We start from the raw sequence: 19052 nt of genomic DNA on the forward strand, positions 1-19052 counted from the left end.
AAGCACGTTGCGCAATTTCGACGGCCTTCCTGGCCAACGCCACCGGCGACCGCGTCATCGCACGTGTGGTTTCCATGACGCATTGATGTAAACTGTTTTCCCATTGGAATCAATAGGGTTTCAACAAAGCCGGATGAACACGGATGAAGAAGAGCAAGATATCAACAGGGACATTCGTAACTTCGTGAATTAAAAATTTGGAACCACGGATGAACGCGGAGGGACGCGGATCAGACAGAGGCAAGCTGGAAGATCTTGGAAAGCATGAGGAACAAGGATTGATTATTGCAGGGAAAGGTTCGGGCGCAAAATAGCTTTGGTCGTTAGGCTCGGTTCGTCCTTTTTATCTGTGTTTATCTGATTCATCTGCTTTCATCTGTGGTTATGAGATTCTGCGGCACGTTGCGGGTGGCGTGCGAATGAGATACACCAGCGCCACAAAGTCGTACATTGCGTGCGTGGTGATGGGAACCAGCAAATTGCCCGTGGCCAGAGCCAGCCAGCCGAGATAGGCGCCGACGACGGTGGCCAGCACGGCGTAGGCGGCGGTCAGCGCGTGCAGCAAGCCAAATATGGCGCTGGCGGCACTCAGACCGACAGCGGTCCCCCACCAGCCAATGAAAACCGGTTGCAACACGCCGCGGAACAGCAACTCTTCACCGATGCCCGCCACCAGCGAGACCATCGCCAACTGCGCCACGCTGCACTGCGTGAACATCGCGACCAGCGTTTCGTCGACCACGGCGTTTAGTTTTCCCAATGCGCCACGGTGAGCGCGCCGCAGCAGCAGTAATCCGACAACTAAGGGCAGCGTGGCCGCCAAACCGCGGGCGATGTCGAGGGGTTGCCAAAAAAAGTGCTGCCACGGAGGGGTTTTCATCAGCAAGCCGGCAGCACAGGCCACCATAGCCAAGCCGCCTTCGAAGAACAGCGCCAAGCGGACAATGTTCGGCGATTGATCGTTGCGTATAAACTCTTCGTCGGTCATCACTGATAGCTTACGGGCGGTTTATGATTCCAGCGCGACCAACGGTCGCGGCTTTATGGCGCGGTTTTGAGGCTTCGGCGATACGCTTCCAACTGCTGATCGACGCCGAGCTTAGCGGTAATTTGCTTCCATTGGGCCGCCGACTCATCCAATGCTTGTTGGGGTGATTTTTTACCATCGATGGCGGCTTTCACAGCTTCGTCCAGCGCGGCCACATATTCCGCTTCGCCGGGAATGCGAGGCATCCACACAACATCCGTCTGATGCAGAGCTGTCGCCAACACATCGCCATATTGTCGGGCCTCTGCGGTAGATAGCGCCTGGCCCGACCACAACTGAGGATCGTCAAGTTGCGAATCACGGAACAACGCGGTGGCTGAACTGGGCGGCAACACTTGGCTGCTCCAGCGCTTGCTGGTCAGCCATGTTAGCAACTGGAAGGCCGCTTCGGGAGAATTCGTGCCGCGGACGACGGAACCCACCCGGCCACTGATGCCGCGTAAGGGAACACTTACCGCCTCATCAGGGCGGCGCGGTTCATACGCGGCGTGCCGGGGGTTGTAAGCCTCGGTTGCGCCGGGCAAGTTGGCAAATGCCACCGGAACAGCTTCGCCGGCAATTTGCACGGCCGCGCTGGGCCACGTAATGGCCATTGCTGCGTGTCCGGTGAGGAGCAAGCGTGCGGCGTTGGCCGGGGTGAGCGAAGTGGCATCTTTCGGTTCCGATTTCGCGGCCACAACCAATTGGGTAAGGGCGCGCACAAAGGGGGGACCGGCGATCAGCGGTTCCATCGTTTCGCGATCGAACAGCACCGAAAAGTAATCGCGATGTTTGGCGTAAGCGGCCGCCCGAGCCAGCAGCATTCGCGCGGCCCAGCCTGGCGCCAATGGTTCCACGGCGCCCGACCACGGTTCGACGAAAACCAACGGGGCAGCATCTTCCTCCTGTGGGTTTGCCTGTTTACGCAGTGATTGCAGATTATTGAAGAAGCCAGCCAATTGCTGGTACTCTTCCCAAGTGCGGGGCGGCTGTTTTCCAAACCGCTGGAAAAGATTCGGTCGATAAAGCAACACGAACTGGGGCGAACCCAGTGGCACGGCAAATGGCTGGCCATCCCAAGTGAATTCCAGCGAATTGGGCGGCTGGAGCAAATCGGCTGTTTCCAAGGGATCGTCCTTGAGCCACGCGCCGTTTAAGGGGCGAATGAGATGTTGTTCGGCCAGCGTGCCTAACAGCGCGGAGGGATAAATGACGGCGTCGGCGTCGAGCTTTTCCGTGGCAGCGATATTTTTGGCGGTCAGCATTTGAACGGTCAGCTCCGACCCGGTTTGCGCTTTCCACTCGCCCAACAGCGTGCTGATAGACGCGGCCAGATCTGGATCGTCGATAATTGCCAAATTCAAATTCGCCAGGATCTTGGCGGAGAAACCTTCGGCAGAAGTTTTAGCTGGCAGCGCCCCATTGTTACCGCAGCCGCCGATAGCCGCCATTAGCATGGCCGCCGCAGCGGGCGTCAGCCATGCCGATCGACTTCGTTTTTCAAGCAGGTATAGCAACACAATCTCTCTCGCACAATGGCCTATGCATCGTAAATTCCACATAAAGTAAATGATCAATTGTTCGCGGAAGCCAGCGGCGGTCGTACGCCTGATTCCTTGCCAGCCGACCAAGCCAGGCGTTACAATCCGGCTCGAATTCGCATCATTATATACGAAGGCGGGATCATACATGAGCGTTTATCTGGGGATCGATGTCGGCACCTCCGGCACGAAAACCATCGCCGTGAACGAGCGGGGAAAAATCCTGGCTTCGGCCACGGCCGGCTATCCGTTGTACACGCCGCAGCCGCTGTGGAGCGAGCAAAACCCCGACGATTGGTGGAAAGCTGTCGTCGCAACCGTGCGGAGCGTGGGAACAAGAGCGAAGCTGAAGCCGGCCGACGTGAAAGCGATAGGATTGTCGGGGCAGATGCACGGCTCGGTGTTCCTGGACAAGCAGAACCGCGTCATTCGCCGGGCACTGTTGTGGAACGATCAGCGAACCGGCGCGGAGTGTGAGGAAATCGAGCGGCGCGCCGGCGGGCGAAAAAATTTGATCAAAATGGTCGCTAACCCGGCGCTCACCGGTTTCACTGCGCCGAAAATTTTATGGCTGCGGAATCACGAGCCCAAGAATTTTGACCGCTTGGCGAAGGTGCTGCTGCCGAAGGATGAAATTCGCCGCCGCTTGACCGGCGAGTTCGCCACTGACGTGAGCGACGCTAGCGGTATGCTGCTGTTGGACGTGGCCAAACGGGCGTGGTCGAAGCCGCTGCTAGCGAAACTCGATTTGGACATTAGTCTGCTGGCGAAATGTTACGAAGCGGAAGAAGTCACTGGCAAGTTAACGAAGGCCGCGGCCGCGGAGTTGGGTTTGTCGATGGAGTGCGTCGTTGTGGGCGGGGCCGGCGATTGTGCGGCCGGCGCGGTGGGGAACGGAATTGTGAGCCGCGGCGTGCTGTCCACATCCATCGGCACCAGCGGCGTCATGTTTGTTCACAGCGACGAAGTGCAGGTCGATCCACTCGGTCGGTTGCACACGTTCTGCCATGCGGTACACGGCAAGTGGCATTTGATGGGCGTGACGCTTTCGGCCGGCGGCAGCTTGCAGTGGTTTCGCAACAAGCTGTGCGAGACCGAAATTTTGCTGGCGAAAAAACGCAAGGTCGATCCGTACGAAATTCTTACCGCCGAGGCCGCCCAAGTGTCCGCCGGAAGCGAAGGATTATTTTTCCTGCCGTATCTTTCCGGCGAACGCACGCCGCATGCCGATCCTAACGCCCGGGGCTGTTTTATCGGCCTGACGCTGGCCCACGGTCGGGGTCACATGGTGCGGGCGGTAATGGAAGGCGTTACCTATTCGCTGCGTGACGCTTTGGCGATTATCCGCAAGCTGGGAGTGCCGGTGAATCAAATTCGGGCGTCCGGCGGAGGTTCGCGCAGTCCCTTCTGGCGACAAATGCAAGCCGACGTGTTCGCCCAGGAAGTTTGCACCATCAACGCCGAAGAAGGCGCCGCTTACGGCGTAGCCCTGCTGGCGGCCGTGGGCGCGCGGGCTTATAAAGATGTCGTAGAAGCCTGTGAAGCCACCATCCGCGTGGTCAAACGTACCGCTGTCAACCGCACGTCGGCGGCGTATTATGACAGGGCGTTTAGGGTGTATCAGAGTTTGTACCCAGCGCTGAAGGACGATTTCCAGCGGATCGCGGGATTGGGGAAGTGAGTAGGTGAGTGGTGAGGAAGTGAGTGGTAGTAGGTGACATTGGTCGACGCTGAGAGTTGCTTATGCAACGCAAAATCATTACCACAATGGTTGTGTTTGTGCTGTGTTTCTTTGCGTCTTTTTGGCTGATGATGATTTTCTATGCTGGAATCACACTTGCCATTTTCGGCGGGGTAATCGTCGCAACCTTTGCCGTATTGCAATTTCCATTGATATGGTTTGCAACACGTAAAATTCGCGCAGATGGACAACAACTACGAAAAGACAATTAATACATTGTTCCATTCGTCAGTATGATTTCGTAATTCATTGGTCATTGGGACGTGGTCATTGGTCATTTTTTTGATGGCATACTACCATGTCGATTCTTTATCTGGCTGAAGAAGACGTCGCTCAACTGCTCGACATGCGGACGGCCATCGAAGTGGTGGAGGAAATGTTCCGCCAATGGGCCGATGGCAAAGCGTCGAACGTCCCGCGGGTGCGGGCCAAAGCGCCGGGTGTGGTGCTGCACTCGATGTGCGCCGCCGCCGAGTATTTGGGCCTAGTCGGTTGGAAAAATTACACGACCACCAAAACCGGCGCGCAATTTCTCGTCGGGTTGTGCGATGCCGAAACCGGCGAGCTAGAAGCGCTGATCGAGGCTGATCGCCTGGGACAAATGCGCACCGCCGCCGCCACTGCCGTGGCCGTCGAGTGGATGGCCGACATGGAAGCCGCCGAAGTGGGCCTCTTCGGCGTCGGCAAACAAGCCCGCACCCAGTTGGAAGCAGTATGTCTGGCCCGGCCGATCAAACGCTGCTATGTGTACAGCCGGAACGAGGCGGCTCGGGAAAGGTTTGCGGCCGACATGGCGGCGCAGTTGGGCATCGAGGTTTTGGCCGTTGATCGTCCGCAAGAAGCTGTGCAAGATTTGCCGATTGTCGTCACGGCCACGACCAGTGCCGTGCCGGTGTTCGACGGGAACGATTTGTCCGAGGGCGCGCTGGTCTGCGCCGTGGGATCGAATTGGCTGCACAAGGCGGAAATCGACGCCCATACCATCCGCCGGGCCGACAACATCGTGTGCGACAACGTCGAAGCGTGCAAACACGAAGCGGGGGACTTTCAAGAAGCGCTGGAAAAAGGTGCGTTCGATTGGACCCGGGCCGTTGATCTGTGCAACGTGGTTGCCGGCCGGGCCGTGGGACGCAACAATCGGCAAAGCGTGACGCTGTTCAAATCGGTCGGTCTGGCCATTGAAGATGTGGCCGTGGGCGGCCGCCTGCTGGCCGAAGCGCGGGCCAAAGGTTACGGCCGCTGGATGCTTTCAGGCCTAACGCCGCAGGCCTGATGGCCGCCACTCCGTTACTTTGTCAATCGAATTCACGAATTGGCGCGGGCTGGTTGCTCCCCACTTTTCCCGCGGCGATTTCGGCCACGAAATAATTCTCGCCACGAATACCCGAACCTGCCAGCCGGCGCAGCGTTGCCAATTGGCCGACGTGCGTTAGTCCATCGGCAATCGGCCCCTGAAAAATCTTCTCGGGTGAACAGGCCAAAGAACCCTGGGCCAGCCGATCATCGAAAGCCTGCATGGCTGCAAAAAATCGAGCGACTTCTTCGTCCCACGTTTTGGGCTGTGATTCATGCCAGTGCGTTTTCCCGTTCACGGCGGTTAAGGCGCAATCTAAAAGATCGCCCATGTGAGCCAGAATTTGAACCGCCGTGCGTGTGGTTGGGCCCGCGCGAAAGCTTCCAAAACCTGGGGATACATCACGCAAAACTTTGGCAGCCCGATAGGCCAGCGTGGCCAGAGCATGCCGCAACGGTAAAGCATCGGAAAATTCAGGCACTGGCATGTGTGCAATTTTCTTGAATTATAAGCCGTCAAGGTTCCGAAGTCGTGGCGTCGTCGGGCGAATTGGTGTCATCATCCGGCGGAGCATTCACATCAGGTTCCGGATGGATGGCGTTGTGGACACTTTCGGTCACAATGTCTTTAATCGCCTCAGCGGCCGCGGTAAATGCAGCGGAGGCCAACGCGCCGGTCAGCGTGCCCAACCCGCCGACGAGCCGAGAGGCCGCGGACGGGGCTTCGGCCGATTCGGCAACTGCCTCGGTTTGCCCTGCTGACTCGGAAGAGTCGGCCGACCGATTGCGCCGAAATGTGCTCCCCAGCGCCCAGCCGGTTCCCAGTCCGGCGATTGCCGCCGTCCCCAACGATTGCCACGGATACTCTCTGGTCCAGGCTGCAGCGTCGGCCGTGCGCTTCAGCGAATCGAACATTTCGCCCCGTAAACGTTGGAGCGCTTCACGGGCCAACCGCGCTTCGCGCTCTAAGAATTCGGCTTCAGTTCGACATTCGTCTGACATTATTTTGAACCACCCTGTAGCACAGCGGCGAAACAAGCACCTCGTAGTCCGAAACGGTGCAATTTTCCTGGAGCACTCAAGCTGCGAATATAGGATTTACCGGCGGTGGCTGGCAAGACTAAGCGCTGCAAGGCAGAATGTCAGTTAGGCGGAAATTGAAGAAGCTGCCGGAAAGCCAGATCTCAAATGCTGCAACCAGATTCAACCAACGACCATTCGGCAACCGCAGCGTCGGCCGGGTGGCGCACATTGTTGGAAATTGTGCTGGTGTTTGGCGTTTTCTTTTTGCACGGAGCCTGGCCGACACCTGATGTCAACGAAAACGGCTACCTTACCAAGGCCGCGCATTTTTGGAACCATAATGCCTTCGCTCACGACTTTTTTTGCAACACAGGCGACGCCCACGTGGTTTATTATTGGGCCTTCGGTTGGTTGACCACGTTGGGTTGGTCGCTGGATACGGTGGCGTGGGTGGGGCGCATCGTCACCTGGTTATTGCTGGCCGTCGCCTGGCGCGGCCTAAGTTATCGGCTGTTGCCCAAGCCGTGGGTGGCGGTTCTTTCCGCGGAATTGTTTGTCTTGCTGACCGAGCAAGGGCACATGGCCGGCGAATGGATAATAGGTGGCGTGGAGGCCAAGGGGTTCGCTTGGGCGCTGGTGCTGTGGGCGCTGCAGGCCATGGTGATCGAGCGCTGGAATTTGGCCTGGCTGCTCGTCGGAGCGGCGGCATCGCTGCACGTGATTGTCGGCGGCTGGGCGGCCGTGTGCTTGGGAATGGTTTGGCTGGCGTCGCCGCGCGCCAGGCCTTCCATTTTGGAAATGTTGCCGGGCCTGGTCGGCTGTGCGCTGTTGGCGCTGCCGGGCCTGTGGTTTGCCTGCCGATTGAACCAGGGGACCGATTGGCAAACCATGACCGCGGCAAACAGAATTCAGGTCTTCGAGCGGTTGCCGCACCATTTGTATCCACTGGCGTTTCAGATCGGTTACGTTCCCCGGCACTTGGTGTTGTGGGCCTTATTTTTTTTGCTGTGCAGCGTGACTGCCGCGGCTCCGCCGCTGCTGCGGCTGCGGGCTTACGTGTTTTCCGCGATGGGTTTGGCCGCCGTCGGCTTCGTGCTGGCGTGGATCGCGTCAATCGGTTCGGCAACCGCGGCGTCGGACGATTTCGCGCCCACCTTCGCCGCCTCGATCTTGCGATTTTATTGGTCTCGCATGGCCGATATTTTAGTTCCCATCGGCGTCACGCTCGTCGGATTGCAATTTGTTTGCGCGCTGCCGACGGTTCGAAAAACCGCTGCCCGTTGGCTGTTTGCCGGATTGTTCGTATTGTCGGCCTATGATTTGTGGAACCAAGCGCGGCATCTCCCGTGGCTGCCGGAAGCTTGGGGGCCGGTCACGAGCAGATCGGACAAGTTGATGGCGTACGATGATTGGCGCGACGTTTGTCGTTGGATTTCCGCCGACGATCACACGCCGCAAAACGCTGTATTCATCACGCCCATGTATGCCAATACCTTCAAGTGGTATACCGGCCGCAGCGAAGTAGCCACCTGGAAGGATATGCCGCAAGACGCTCCTAGCATCGTCGAGTGGTGGCAGCGCATCAACGACTTGTACGCCACGGGCAGCACCGACCCTGAGTTGCGCTGGCGAAGCTCGCTGGCAGAGCTAGATGGAAATTCCTTGTGGCAGCTAGCCAAAAAGTATGGCGCAGACTACGTGATCATCGAGCGAAATCCAGGAACTTCGCGGAATTCTTTACCGTCGAATTTCACGCCAGTTTATCAAAATGGTACTTATGCCGTGTATCCCCAAAGCGCATTCTCACACTGAACGACTTTTGTTCATGACAAGCTGTAGTGGAGCGCAATTTTCATGTCACTGACCGCCGATCTTCCCCAGCGCTTGTCGAGCCGATTGCATCAACCGTTGCCGGGATGGCTGGCACAGCGAACGATGGAGCCGGAGTTAAGCTTTGGTCGGTACAAGGGCCCGCCTCGGCCCGATGCGCAACCGGCCGCCGTCGCGGCCGTGTTATATCAGCAGAATGACGAGTGGCATTTGCCGCTTATGCTGCGGCCCGTGTCGCTGGCGCACCATGCCGGCCAAATCAGTTTGCCCGGCGGAACGATTGATCCGGACGAAACCAGCGAAAAGGCCGCGCTGCGTGAATTGGAGGAAGAACTGGGAATTTCCCGCGACGGGGTTTTGCTGCTGGGGCAATTGTCGCCGCTGTATTTATTCGGCACGAACTTTTTAATTGCGCCGTGGGTGGCTGCCGTGCGCAGCAGCCTGCAACTGCGGCCCAACCCGGCCGAGGTGCAGGAAGTTTTGCAAATGCCGTTGGCCGATTTATTGAACCCGGCCAGCCGAGGCCGGCGCATTCAACAGCGCGGCAGTTTGCAGTTTGAGGCTCCGCACTTTGCCTGGCGCCAACACCTCATCTGGGGCGCCACCAGCATGATCCTGGCCGAACTGGTCGCGGTCCTATCGGAAACCGCCGCCTGATCTCCGTGAGCCTCGAAGTTAGGATGAGCCGGCTAGTCCGACCATCCGACGCTTTAGGCCCTGGGTGGCTGAAAGTTGCTTCTTTTCGACCCTCAGACCTTGTGGACTTTTCGGCCTGTTATGCCATGTTTGTATAGATTTTGCCCCTTTCGCAGGAGCTTGCATGGCCGCGCCCCGCTTGGTCCGTTTTACTTCGGTTGCCTCATTGCGCGCCGGCGCCGACCAGTGGGATCATCTATGGCAGCGCAGCGAAGGCGTCTTGCCCAACGGCAGCGCGGAGCTCATTGCCCAGTGGCTGGAACAATTTTCGCCGCAAGCGAACTTCACGGCGCTGGCCGTGCAACACGATGGCCAATTGGTGGCTGCGTTGCCGTTAGTGCAGCGTCGCCCGGCGCGGCTGGTGGCGGTGGGTTCGTTGCCGTGCAACACTTGGTGCTGGGCCGGCGATTTATTGTTGGATTTAACCAGCGATGTGTCCACCGCGCTGGCCGTGTTGGCTGCCGAAATCGCTCGCTTGCCCTGGCCCCTGTTACGCATCGATGCGGCTCCACTCGAATCGCGGCGCTGGCAACACTTCTTGGCGGCGCTGGATGCGGCGGGCTTAGACCACGTCCAGGCAGAGCGCTTTCGAATCGGCACAGTCGAAATTGCCGAACAATTGAATCGCAATTGGGATGCTTACGAGGCGGCCTGGAGCGGAAATCATCGCCGGCACTTACGCAAAGCTTGGCGACGTGCCGACGAAGCCGGCGGCGTTACATTGGACTTGCGCCGGCCGCAGTCCGCACAAGAAGTGGAAGCGCTGTTGAACGAAGGCTTTCAGGTGGAGCACAGTAGTTGGAAGGGTCGCTCGGGAAGCTCGGTCCTTTCCAACCCCGACATGCGGAAGTTTTACCTCAGGCAGGCCACGCAGTTGGCCCACGCAGGAAATTTGGAATTGGCATTTTTGCGCCACCAGGGCCAGGCCATTGCCTTCGAGTACGGTTGGGCGTCGCAGGGCGTGTACTATACGCCCAAGGTCGGTTTCGATCACAATTACGCACAGTTTTCCCCCGGCCAGTTGTTGCGCTATTTGCTACTGCAAGATGCGTTTTCGCGGGCCGATCGCTTGGCGGTCGATTTTCTTGGCCCGCTGTGCGATGCCACTGCTCGTTGGGCGACAAACACCTATCCCATTAGCCGCTTGTTGATTGGAACGGGCCATCCCGTGGGAAAAGCGCTGCTGGCGTCGTATCGTCACGTCGTACAGCCCGTCCGCAAAATGCTGCGCGGCAAGCGAGCTGCGCCGCCGTTGGGCATTGTGGAAATTGAATCGCGCCCCGCCCCCGTCGACCGGCCCTTGCCGGCGGTCACGGGCAAGGCGTAGCATGTTGTGGCCGCTGTTTTCCGACTGCAACCAATCTCGCTTATGGCAGCTTCTCCCCGTTTTAAAGCCGTCGCGTTTGATTTGGATGGCCTCCTGTTCAACACCGAAGAGCTTTACAATTTTGTCGGCGCCGAACTGCTGGGCCGCCGCGGAAAAGATTTTCCGCCGGAATTGCTGCACCAAATCATGGGCCGGCCACAGCTCGTGGCCCTGCAGTTGATGATCGATTGGCACGCGCTGGATACGACGGTGGAAGTGCTGGCGGCAGAAACCGAACTGGTGTTTGCGGAAATCCTCGAGGAGCGACTGGCATACATGCCCGGCGCGGCCGACTTGTTAGCGGCTCTGGAATCCGCCGGCATTCCCAAGGCCATTGCCACCAGCAGCGGGCGAAAGTTCGCGTCCAACATTTTGGGGCGATTCCAATTGGAGCCCCGCTTCGCCTTCCTGTTGACCTGCGAAAATGTCACCCACGGCAAGCCCCATCCGGAAATTTATCTCACTGCCGCGCGGCAATTTGGCGTTTCGCCCGCCGAAATGATGGTCTTTGAAGACAGCCAGAACGGTTGCCGTGCGGCCGTGGCTGCCGGGGCATACGCCGTGGCCGTGCCCAACGGACCCAGCGCCAGCCACGATTTCAGCGGCGCCGCTTTGGTCGCCCAATCGCTGGCCGATCCGCGCATTTACGCGGCCCTGCAGTTGCCGTAGTCTGCTGCGGGTTAACTAGGCTGCAATTTTACGCAGCGACAGGTTCTGGCAACGGCGCAAAAAAAGCCGCCCGCAACTGGTCGCGATAACCGTTGCCGGCCTGCTGCGTAAACCGTTCCAGCCCGTCGAACAAGCGGGGTAAAGGCAGACCCACAGCGCGCTGCAACTTGCGGCTATCGAGCGAAGTTTCCTGGCCGCAAGCGGATGAGGACATTTCTGAAATTCTTTGGGCCCGGGTTTTGGCGGCGTGAGGAATACCATCCCGGGAATACGACTTCGACCCGTTCATCCACATGCCGCTGGCTGCCGCCAGCGCCGCGACAAATTGCCACTGGCTGGCCCGTTCCGCGCCCGCGGCATGGAATATCCCCGATAATCCACGTTGAAGTGCGGCCCACAGTAATTCGGCAAAATCGGTGGCCAAAATCGGCGAGGCATACCGGCGACCGGAAATGGCCGGTGTGTAGAAAGCACTGCGCAAGCCGACCGTACCGGCGGAGTGTCCGACGGAGAAGGGAACTCCATCCTCCAGCGCCGTCCACAACCTTTCGGCGTAACTTTCTCCCATCGCGCTCCAGCCGTACAAATGAGTGCGCACCACCAGCGCCTCCCGCTGATCGATCTGCCGCTCGATAAGCCACGCGGCATGGGGGGCCGGATTATTTCTGACATCGGCGGCGGCATGAACCACGGACATATCTTCGCGATGGAAAACTTGCGGCCCGGCGCAAACCGCATCGGTCGAAACCAGGGCCAGCTTAGCGCCGCATTTTTTGACGGCCTGCCCAATCGCGGCCAAGCGTTTCGCTTCCTCGTTTGCATCGAATGTTGCGGCGTCGTTTGCCGCCGCATCGTTGGCAACGGCATTGGCCGGAACGCTCACGCCAGCCTCGGTGATGTTGTGATTTGCGCCATAACCATACACCCCATCCCAACTGGAACACGACGTTGGCCCGCAATACACAACCCATCGTGGTCGCTCATCGAGGATGGCAAGGCACACTTCATCGCCGGAGGCAGAATTCATGCGCACGCTGAAGCGACGTTCGACCAGCGTGCGACATCCATCCAGCGCAAAGCCCCGATGACGCGTCAGCCCCACCACTTCGCATCGATCGGCTAATTGCAGCGCCAGATTGCTGCCGGCCAGCGTCTCGATGCCGACAATCAACAGTTTATGGTTCAGCGGTTGATCCATACTCGGCCTCCTTGCCGGCGATGGTGTTTCTGAGTTTTTTTGGCGATGGGTGCTGACAAGTTTGCCCGGCCGGGGATAGATTCTGCCCCTTTGAATTGCCCGGCACGGGAAAAAGGGTGGCGAATTCTATCGGCCGGTCTGTCAGCCACCAATGCGAATTGTCGCCCGTGCTAGCGGCCTGTCAGATTTGGCTTGACGTTTTTTCCGCAAAGTTGTATGACACCGCGAGTTGGATTCTCTTTTCGATCAGGTCGATCAGGCGGGCGGCGTCGATCTCTCGATCACCCACCACGCACATGGAGCTTTTGCCAGGATGGTCAACACACTGGGGGTCGTGGAAGTTCGCCCCAATCCCGGCATGCCGCGTTTGACCGCGTGCCGCCGCTTGGGCGGAAAGTCGCTGCTGGAATGGACCGTTCGACGGATGACCGAATGCTTGCGATTGGACCGCGTGCTGGTGCTTTGCCCACGCACCGTCCAAACGCAGGAACTGCTCGATTCGGCGCCGAGCGATGTGCCGCTGCTCGTCAGCGACGGGGCCGATGCGCTGGCCCGATTGAACGGGGCGCTCGATGCATATCCGGCGGAAGCGGCGGTCGTGGTTGCGGCCGAGCAGCCGTTTGTCGATCCGGAGCTGATCGATCGGTTGGTCACCACGGCGGTCAATCATCCGGAGTCGAATTACATTAGCTTTTGCTCGCGCAACGGGCGGCCCACCGTGTTTTCGCCGTTGGGAATGATGGGCGAATGGATTTGCGCGCAATCGTTGCGGCAAGCGAATGCCCAGGCCCGTGATCCACAGGAGCGTGAGCATGTGGCCAGCTTTCTTTTTGCACGACCGGAGCGCTTTCAGCTGCGTCTGATTCCGGTGCCGCAAGAATTAGATCGCGACGACCTGCGGCTGACCATCCGCAGCGAGGAAGATTGGGAGCACGCGCAAGCCATTTTCGAGGCGCTGGGGCCGGAACAGCTCGATTATCAACGCATAGCCGGATTGCTTGATCATCAGCCGGCGCTGCGCGAGCGCATGGCGGCGTTAAATCGCACGGTTAGCGCTGCCTGATTTTTTAACGCCATCTCGTCTTGCTTTCCTTGCTGCCGTCGCGGTTCACCTATTTCCGCCCACGATGCCGTGCTGGCATTTCGTCACGGCCGCTAGCTCCGCTATAGGCGGCAGAATCGCTAATTTTTCTCATTCTGCCTCGACGATGAACCTCTAGCGCGGACCGTCTTTTCCCGCGCCAAATTCGAATGCTTATCCCGCAATTTCCGCGATTGACCGGAATTTCTTCCCTGTTCAACCGCCCAGGAAAATCCGCGAAGGAAGGTTGACCATGCGCCGCTTGCTAGCATTGTCCGTCATTGTGTTCGCCGCCAACATGGGCTGCCGCATGTGTGCCAGTCCGTACGATTATTGCGGGCCGGTGGTGGAAAGCGGCTGTGTGGAGCCCAACGGTCGCGGCGGTTGCTATGGCGGCGGCGGTGGCTGCGGATGCGGTTGCGGCGGCGGGTCGCCTATGGAAGGCGTTCCCACGAATGCGGCCCCGATGAACGCAGCGCCCATGAACGGTATGCCAATGAACGGGCAGTACTACGAAAATTCTCCGGGCATGAACAGCCCGGCAACCATGCCATCCAATGGTGCTATGCCGAAAAATGCTCCGCAGGGCATGCCCACGCCGGCGAACAATCCCACCGGCTACAATCCGGCAGCCTGGCGACAATCGACGACGATGTCGTACCGATAATCTTGCGCGGTGCGAATAAACAGCTATACCGCCTCTCGACCGAGCCACGGCGTTCCTCAGCCTGCTCGCGGGCCGCAAGCATTCGCAGTCATTCTCTCCGCCAGCCGTCTGCCAGCGTTGCGGCACGCTGCACCACGAGAATGCCATCGACAATCATGCACTCGTTGGCCTCTGGGCTCGATTCCAAATTGCGGTCGTTCGAAATTCGAACGCCCCGGCCAATACGGCAGTTTTTGTCGACAATGGCGCGCTGGATGATCGCGCCATCGCCAATGCCCAGCGGCACGCTGGCTTCGGCCGTGGATGAAACGCTATGCGGCTCGCCTTCGTAGTAATCGTAACCCAACAGCACGCTATCGCGAATTTGCACGTCGCGCCCAATACGGGTTCGCAAGCCGATGACGCTGTTTTCGATGGTTGCGCCGGGTTCGATCACGCAGCCATCGGCAATCAGCGTGTTTTTGAGCGTGGCGCCGTGGAATTGCGACGGCGGTAAAAATCGCGGGCGCGAATAAATGGGGGCCGTGGCCGAAGCCAGTGCGAACGGTGGGTTGGGCTGCGCCAAATCTAGATTGCACTGATAAAACGACTTGATGGTCCCAATATCTTCCCAGTACCCGTCGAACAAGTGCATGAATACTTTGCGGGTGCGCATGGAGGCTGGAAAAACTTCCTTGCCGAAATCGTGGTAATCGGTTTTCGTGAGCACGTCCATTAGCGTCGTACGGTTGAATAGGTAAATGCCCATGCTGGCCAGCAAATCGCGTCCGCGGCTGAGGACGCCGCGCGAGTCAATCCACGCCGGTTCGGTGCGCACCATGTCGGCTTCCTCGCGGGTTTTGGGCTTTTCCAGAAAGCCGGTGACGCGCCCGGTATCGTCCGCCCGCAAAATGCCAAAGGCATGGGCGGCTCCGCGCGTAACGGGCATGGTGGCGATGGTCACATCGGCGCCGGATCGTTGATGCGTGGCCAACATTTCGGCGTAGTTCATGCGGTATAACTGGTCGCCCGACAAAATCAGCACGTAATCGGCGTTCGATTCGTCGATGGAGCGAATGTTTTGCCGCACTGCGTCGGCCGTGCCTTGATACCAATTGGAGCTTTCATTCGTTTGCTGGGCGGCAAGAATTTCCACAAACCCGCCGCTGAAGCTGTCGAACACGTACGTGCGGCGGATGTGCCTGTGTAGGCTGACCGAATTGAACTGCGTGAGCACGTACATCCGGTTCAGGCCGCTGTTGATGCAATTCGAAAGCGGAATGTCGATCAGCCGATATTTACCCGCCAACGGCACCGCCGGCTTGGAACGATACTTTGTCAGCGGATACAGCCGCGTGCCTCGTCCGCCGCCCAGAACCAGCGCCAGAACATTCAACATGATTTATCCCCACCCTAGAGGTTGCTAGTGACGATGTTTGCCTGGTGGTCCCTCCACCGAATCCGTCACGCTACCGAAATATAATAACCCATTTTGCGCGATTCTACTGTGCCCGCCGCGACGATTCGCATGAGTTGTTAAGGTCGGCCGGCCAACCCCTCCGCCAGAGGATCTTTGGGCTAACCTACGGAAGCGGCATCCGCAGGTGTATTGATCCACCGGTTTTTCAGGTGTCCGGCGGCTCGGTTTCCAGATGAAAGGCGTCGAGAATCGACCCTTCCCTCGTCCAGAGCCCGCCCACGATTGACACGCTGGGTAGCAATTCTATAATTCCGCCGAGTAGCGAAATCATCGACCATTTCAATGTTCCGCAGGGCCGGTAATTCCCGCCTGCAGACATCCATCGAGGGAAAATAACCATGGCAAATGTTACGGAATTCAGCGACTCCACATTCAACGGCGATGTGCTTCAATCGTCCGTCCCCGTGCTGGTTGATTTCTGGGCCCCCTGGTGCGGCCCGTGCCGAATGATCGCCCCTGTGGTGGAAGAACTGGCCAAGGAAAACCAAGGTACGTTCAAAATTGGCAAAGTCAACATCGACGACAATCCCGATGTCGCCATGAATTACAGCGTGAACAGCATCCCCACGCTGATGATTTTCAAAGGTGGCCAAGTGGTCGATCGGTTTGTGGGCGTACAGCCTAAAAGCCGCTTGCAACAAGCCATTGACGCAGCGAAGGCCTGAGCCTCGCGCCTTGGTGCGATTCAATTGAATTCCACGCGCGGGCCCAGCGCGGCCGCTGCTGGCAGGCCTGCTGATGAAAACAATTACGATTCGCCCGCTGCTATCTCAAATAGCAATCACTGGGTATTCCTCTGCCAGCGGCTGGGCATAGTGCTAGCGTGGTAAATCTGCATCAACTCGGTGCTAGCCGTTTGCCGATGAAAGAGGATGGCGAAACCTTGCCGTTTACGCCGACCTTTTCGTGCGTGGGCGCCAAAGCGCCCACGCTGTGATTCATCGCCGGATTTCCGCTTCGCCCCGGCTTTGTCGTTCCAATTTCCATTCGCGGTGTTGCATGCCCGAAATCGTCAGTTCCAGAGATTCCGAACCTACGGTGCAATCGCCGACGGCCGCCGTGCGTGAAACCCGTTTCGATCCAGCACACGCGATTTCGCGCGGCGAGAAGCCGATCCCGCAGGCGGCCGATGCCGTGTTTGCGGAACACCGCGCGACCGGCTCCAGTGCGGAATCTACAAATGTGGGACCTAGCGCGAAGTCCGAAGCGGCAGGGATGGACGAAACCAATTGGAACGGCAGCGAGGGCATCGCTCCACAAATGATGCAGCAATTTCGGCTGCAAGCGCAGCAGTTGGCCGCGCACCTGGATATCCGGCAGCGAGATTTAGACCGCCGTGAAGCGGAACTGCACGCTCGGCTGGCCCAGCACGAATCGACCGTGCGCAACGCCCGGTTGTGGTTCCAAGAGCGAAACAATGAATTGCTGGAACGGCAATCGCAAATCGATGAGCGGGAGCAGCGATTAAATTCACAAATTGTGCAATTCGACGAGCACTCGGAAGCGAACAACGCATCGGCACAAGCGGCGTTTCGCATGCAGCGGGAACAGACCGAGTCGCTTTCCGCGCAGCAAGACGAATTGGCGCTGCGCGATTTGGAATTACAGCGCCGACAAGGAGAACTCGACGAATGTGCCCTGCAACTCACGCAGCGGCAACAGCAGTGCGAAGCACGTGAGCAGAAGCTCAGCCAGCGCGAGCAACGGTTGGAAACGAACGAAGCGGCTTTGGCCCGCGCCCAAGTGGAATGTGACGACCGACGCCGGCAAATCGAACAGGAGCGGGCCGAAATGATGGCGCGTGTGGAGGCGCGGCAAACCAGGCTGATCGATCAGCATCGCCGGGCGGAAATCGAATTACAACAGCAGCGCGAGGCGCTGGATGCGCGGTCTGAATACTTGGCGCGTCGCGGCAGCGCCATGGATCAATTACGCGACGAATTGCTCCGCATTCACCGCGAAACTTTGGAAATGCGATTGGCCACTCAAGAATTGTGGGCCCAAATGTCGGACCTAGCGCCGCAGGCATCCCTGGAGCAATCACTGGCTCGGCTGCGAACTCAACTGGCGGAAAACTACCGGATGCAGTCGGGCGAAGCGGCGGCGCAGCAAAAAGAAGCCAAAGAACTGGCCGTGAAAATAACCCAGCAGTTTGATCGGCTGGCCGAGCAAAAGCGAGCGTGGCAACAGTGGGCCGTCGACGAGCAGCGGCAAATCGAATTACAGGCTGCAGGATTGGCGGCGCGCGAAACGGAATTACAGCGTAACGAGGAACAGCTACGGGATGAACAACAGCGGTGGGATTCGCAACGTCACGAACTGCAATCCGAAATCCGCCGCTTGCAAACGGAATTGCGGCGTAAAGAGTCCGACCCGCTGGCCGGCTTCTGAACGGATGGCCGGAATTATTGCGCCGTTTTCGGCGCGGAACCGACCACGGCATCGGCCGCTTCCGACGCGCCGCCGCCGCCGGCTGCCGAGCCCGGCGAAACAAACCCTTTGCCGGCGACTTTTTCGGCCGGAGGCAAATGCTTGGCCAATTGCTCCGCCTGCGTGGCTATTTGCATCGCCGTTTGCAGTTCGGCGGACGAGAAATAAGGCTCGTCGGGCCGGCCTCCCAGGTGATGCGATTTCTTCGCCGCCAAATCGGCCCAACTCATGTCGTTGGCAAAATGCCAGGCAGCCGCCTGCGCGACACGCTGATCGATGCTCCCGCTCCCCAACAGCATGAGCAACGCTTTCACACGGGCATCGTCCGTGAAGCTGTCGACCGGGCGAATTTCGTAGGGAATGTGCGGATTGGGGTCTTCCTTGCCGTGTTCCAAGCAGACCGTGGTCACTTTAACTTTTCCGGTCGCCTCGGGAGCCAGGTTAAATCCGCCGCCGCCGAATCCCCCGCCGCCGCCGCCGCCGAATCCGCCGCCGTTGGACTGATTTTGATTATTGTTATTGCTCCGCCGATTCCCACCACCACCACCGCCTCCGTTATTGTTTTGTGCCAAAACCGGAACGCCCACAAAGGCCTCCGGCAGCTTAACGCTGACGGGCTGATTGGTGGCATTTTGGATTTGCAGCGTTGCTTCTTCCGAATTCTTGGGAATAAGCTTCACCTGCAAATCGCCGGTTTGCATGCCGGCGAATAATTCGATGGGCGTGGCCGGCCCATTGCCGGCGCCCGTCGGGCTTTGATCCGCAGCATGTACCCACCACACGCAAACTAGAATGCCTGTTCCCGCGACTGCGCCAACCGCCACACTTCGCAACGCGCCACGCATGAAAAAACTCCCAGAGAAAAGACTACTTCAGGACTTCGTTACCGCATCCGATATCCCATTTCGAATGCCATCCTGGCGTAACTTCTAGGATAATCTGGCAACCCACGGGAAGCAAAGCAAATCGCAGCTTTTCAGCATAAACAGGCTTTTTTGGCGTCTGTACAGCCTCGGGTGGCGAACCCGGCA

At 58.6% G+C, this 19052-nt stretch carries 18 protein-coding genes; 11 read left to right on the top strand and 7 right to left on the bottom strand.

The window, feature by feature from the left end; genetic code table 11:
• Positions 1 to 382: 382 nt before the first annotated feature.
• Both VMJ32_10165 and VMJ32_10170 read right to left on the bottom strand, forming a co-directional pair.
• Positions 383 to 988 (bottom strand): CPBP family intramembrane glutamic endopeptidase, encoded by a 606-nt coding sequence (locus VMJ32_10165; protein ID HTQ39384.1) that lies wholly within the window; start codon positions 986 to 988, stop codon positions 383 to 385.
• 53 nt (positions 989 to 1041) lie between these two features.
• Positions 1042 to 2544, bottom strand: a complete 1503-nt coding sequence (locus tag VMJ32_10170; GenBank protein HTQ39385.1) for an extracellular solute-binding protein — start codon at positions 2542 to 2544, stop codon at positions 1042 to 1044.
• Between the two features lie 172 nt (positions 2545 to 2716).
• Between VMJ32_10170 and xylB the strand changes: the two genes are divergently transcribed.
• The 3 genes from xylB (at position 2717) to VMJ32_10185 (ending at position 5582) form a co-directional block, all read left to right on the top strand.
• Positions 2717 to 4249, top strand: coding sequence for a xylulokinase (xylB, locus tag VMJ32_10175; GenBank protein HTQ39386.1), 1533 nt, complete (start codon positions 2717 to 2719; stop codon positions 4247 to 4249).
• Positions 4250 to 4311: 62 nt separating this feature from the next.
• Positions 4312 to 4521 (top strand): hypothetical protein, encoded by a 210-nt coding sequence (locus tag VMJ32_10180; protein HTQ39387.1) that lies wholly within the window; start codon positions 4312 to 4314, stop codon positions 4519 to 4521.
• 86 nt (positions 4522 to 4607) lie between these two features.
• Entirely contained in the window at positions 4608 to 5582 is a 975-nt protein-coding gene (locus VMJ32_10185) for an ornithine cyclodeaminase family protein (protein HTQ39388.1), read from the top strand.
• A gap of 22 nt (positions 5583 to 5604) precedes the next feature.
• Here VMJ32_10185 and VMJ32_10190 read toward each other — a convergent pair whose 3' ends face one another.
• Both VMJ32_10190 and VMJ32_10195 read right to left on the bottom strand, forming a co-directional pair.
• A complete protein-coding gene (locus VMJ32_10190) occupies positions 5605 to 6090 on the bottom strand; it encodes a hypothetical protein (GenBank protein ID HTQ39389.1) in 486 nt (161 codons plus the stop codon).
• 28 nt (positions 6091 to 6118) lie between these two features.
• Entirely contained in the window at positions 6119 to 6604 is a 486-nt protein-coding gene (locus tag VMJ32_10195) for a hypothetical protein (GenBank protein ID HTQ39390.1), read from the bottom strand.
• Positions 6605 to 6790: 186 nt separating this feature from the next.
• Between VMJ32_10195 and VMJ32_10200 the strand changes: the two genes are divergently transcribed.
• The 4 genes from VMJ32_10200 (at position 6791) to VMJ32_10215 (ending at position 11186) form a co-directional block, all read left to right on the top strand.
• Positions 6791 to 8437: a DUF6798 domain-containing protein gene (locus VMJ32_10200; protein ID HTQ39391.1), complete on the top strand. Its 1647-nt coding sequence runs from the start codon at positions 6791 to 6793 to the stop codon at positions 8435 to 8437.
• Between the two features lie 42 nt (positions 8438 to 8479).
• Positions 8480 to 9112 (top strand): CoA pyrophosphatase, encoded by a 633-nt coding sequence (locus VMJ32_10205; protein ID HTQ39392.1) that lies wholly within the window; start codon positions 8480 to 8482, stop codon positions 9110 to 9112.
• 163 nt (positions 9113 to 9275) lie between these two features.
• Positions 9276 to 10478 carry a GNAT family N-acetyltransferase gene (locus VMJ32_10210; protein ID HTQ39393.1) on the top strand — a complete coding sequence of 401 codons (1203 nt, stop codon included), beginning with the start codon at positions 9276 to 9278 and terminating at the stop codon, positions 10476 to 10478.
• A 42-nt stretch (positions 10479 to 10520) separates the two neighbouring features.
• Positions 10521 to 11186, top strand: a complete 666-nt coding sequence (locus VMJ32_10215; protein HTQ39394.1) for an HAD family phosphatase — start codon at positions 10521 to 10523, stop codon at positions 11184 to 11186.
• Between the two features lie 28 nt (positions 11187 to 11214).
• On the opposite strand, the gene VMJ32_10220 is transcribed toward VMJ32_10215, so the two are convergent.
• Positions 11215 to 12384, bottom strand: a complete 1170-nt coding sequence (locus VMJ32_10220; GenBank protein HTQ39395.1) for a hypothetical protein — start codon at positions 12382 to 12384, stop codon at positions 11215 to 11217.
• A gap of 229 nt (positions 12385 to 12613) precedes the next feature.
• Here VMJ32_10220 and VMJ32_10225 point away from each other — a divergent pair, with 229 nt between their 5' ends.
• A complete protein-coding gene (locus VMJ32_10225) occupies positions 12614 to 13447 on the top strand; it encodes an NTP transferase domain-containing protein (GenBank protein ID HTQ39396.1) in 834 nt (277 codons plus the stop codon).
• Between the two features lie 271 nt (positions 13448 to 13718).
• Positions 13719 to 14132: a hypothetical protein gene (locus tag VMJ32_10230; protein ID HTQ39397.1), complete on the top strand. Its 414-nt coding sequence runs from the start codon at positions 13719 to 13721 to the stop codon at positions 14130 to 14132.
• 88 nt (positions 14133 to 14220) lie between these two features.
• On the opposite strand, the gene VMJ32_10235 is transcribed toward VMJ32_10230, so the two are convergent.
• A complete protein-coding gene (locus VMJ32_10235; protein HTQ39398.1) occupies positions 14221 to 15510 on the bottom strand; it encodes a glucose-1-phosphate adenylyltransferase in 1290 nt (429 codons plus the stop codon).
• 419 nt (positions 15511 to 15929) lie between these two features.
• Here VMJ32_10235 and trxA point away from each other — a divergent pair, with 419 nt between their 5' ends.
• Together trxA and VMJ32_10245 are read left to right on the top strand one after the other, a co-directional pair.
• Positions 15930 to 16256 carry a thioredoxin gene (gene trxA / locus VMJ32_10240; GenBank protein ID HTQ39399.1) on the top strand — a complete coding sequence of 109 codons (327 nt, stop codon included), beginning with the start codon at positions 15930 to 15932 and terminating at the stop codon, positions 16254 to 16256.
• A 334-nt stretch (positions 16257 to 16590) separates the two neighbouring features.
• On the top strand, positions 16591 to 17982 hold the full coding sequence (locus VMJ32_10245; protein ID HTQ39400.1) for a hypothetical protein: 1392 nt from the start codon (positions 16591 to 16593) through the stop codon (positions 17980 to 17982).
• A 14-nt stretch (positions 17983 to 17996) separates the two neighbouring features.
• On the opposite strand, the gene VMJ32_10250 is transcribed toward VMJ32_10245, so the two are convergent.
• Positions 17997 to 18866: a hypothetical protein gene (locus VMJ32_10250; protein HTQ39401.1), complete on the bottom strand. Its 870-nt coding sequence runs from the start codon at positions 18864 to 18866 to the stop codon at positions 17997 to 17999.
• Positions 18867 to 19052: the final 186 nt, after the last annotated feature.

The sequence above is a fragment of the Pirellulales bacterium genome (assembly GCA_035499655.1).
Classification (GTDB): Bacteria; Planctomycetota; Planctomycetia; order Pirellulales; family JADZDJ01; genus DATJYL01.

Excerpts from the sequence above, each read along its gene's own strand:
- VMJ32_10165 (HTQ39384.1), bottom strand. The coding sequence starts at position 988 with ATGACCGACGAAGAGTTTATACGCAACGATCAATCGCCGAACATTGTC.
- xylB (HTQ39386.1), top strand. The coding sequence starts at position 2,717 with ATGAGCGTTTATCTGGGGATCGATGTCGGCACCTCCGGCACGAAAACC.
- VMJ32_10180 (HTQ39387.1), top strand. The coding sequence starts at position 4,312 with ATGCAACGCAAAATCATTACCACAATGGTTGTGTTTGTGCTGTGTTTC.
- VMJ32_10185 (HTQ39388.1), top strand. The coding sequence starts at position 4,608 with ATGTCGATTCTTTATCTGGCTGAAGAAGACGTCGCTCAACTGCTCGAC.
- VMJ32_10190 (HTQ39389.1), bottom strand. The coding sequence starts at position 6,090 with ATGCCAGTGCCTGAATTTTCCGATGCTTTACCGTTGCGGCATGCTCTG.
- VMJ32_10195 (HTQ39390.1), bottom strand. The coding sequence starts at position 6,604 with ATGTCAGACGAATGTCGAACTGAAGCCGAATTCTTAGAGCGCGAAGCG.
- VMJ32_10200 (HTQ39391.1), top strand. The coding sequence starts at position 6,791 with ATGCTGCAACCAGATTCAACCAACGACCATTCGGCAACCGCAGCGTCG.
- VMJ32_10205 (HTQ39392.1), top strand. The coding sequence starts at position 8,480 with ATGTCACTGACCGCCGATCTTCCCCAGCGCTTGTCGAGCCGATTGCAT.
- VMJ32_10210 (HTQ39393.1), top strand. The coding sequence starts at position 9,276 with ATGGCCGCGCCCCGCTTGGTCCGTTTTACTTCGGTTGCCTCATTGCGC.
- VMJ32_10215 (HTQ39394.1), top strand. The coding sequence starts at position 10,521 with ATGGCAGCTTCTCCCCGTTTTAAAGCCGTCGCGTTTGATTTGGATGGC.
- VMJ32_10220 (HTQ39395.1), bottom strand. The coding sequence starts at position 12,384 with ATGGATCAACCGCTGAACCATAAACTGTTGATTGTCGGCATCGAGACG.
- VMJ32_10230 (HTQ39397.1), top strand. The coding sequence starts at position 13,719 with ATGCGCCGCTTGCTAGCATTGTCCGTCATTGTGTTCGCCGCCAACATG.
- VMJ32_10235 (HTQ39398.1), bottom strand. The coding sequence starts at position 15,510 with ATGTTGAATGTTCTGGCGCTGGTTCTGGGCGGCGGACGAGGCACGCGG.
- trxA (HTQ39399.1), top strand. The coding sequence starts at position 15,930 with ATGGCAAATGTTACGGAATTCAGCGACTCCACATTCAACGGCGATGTG.
- VMJ32_10245 (HTQ39400.1), top strand. The coding sequence starts at position 16,591 with ATGCCCGAAATCGTCAGTTCCAGAGATTCCGAACCTACGGTGCAATCG.
- VMJ32_10250 (HTQ39401.1), bottom strand. The coding sequence starts at position 18,866 with ATGCGTGGCGCGTTGCGAAGTGTGGCGGTTGGCGCAGTCGCGGGAACA.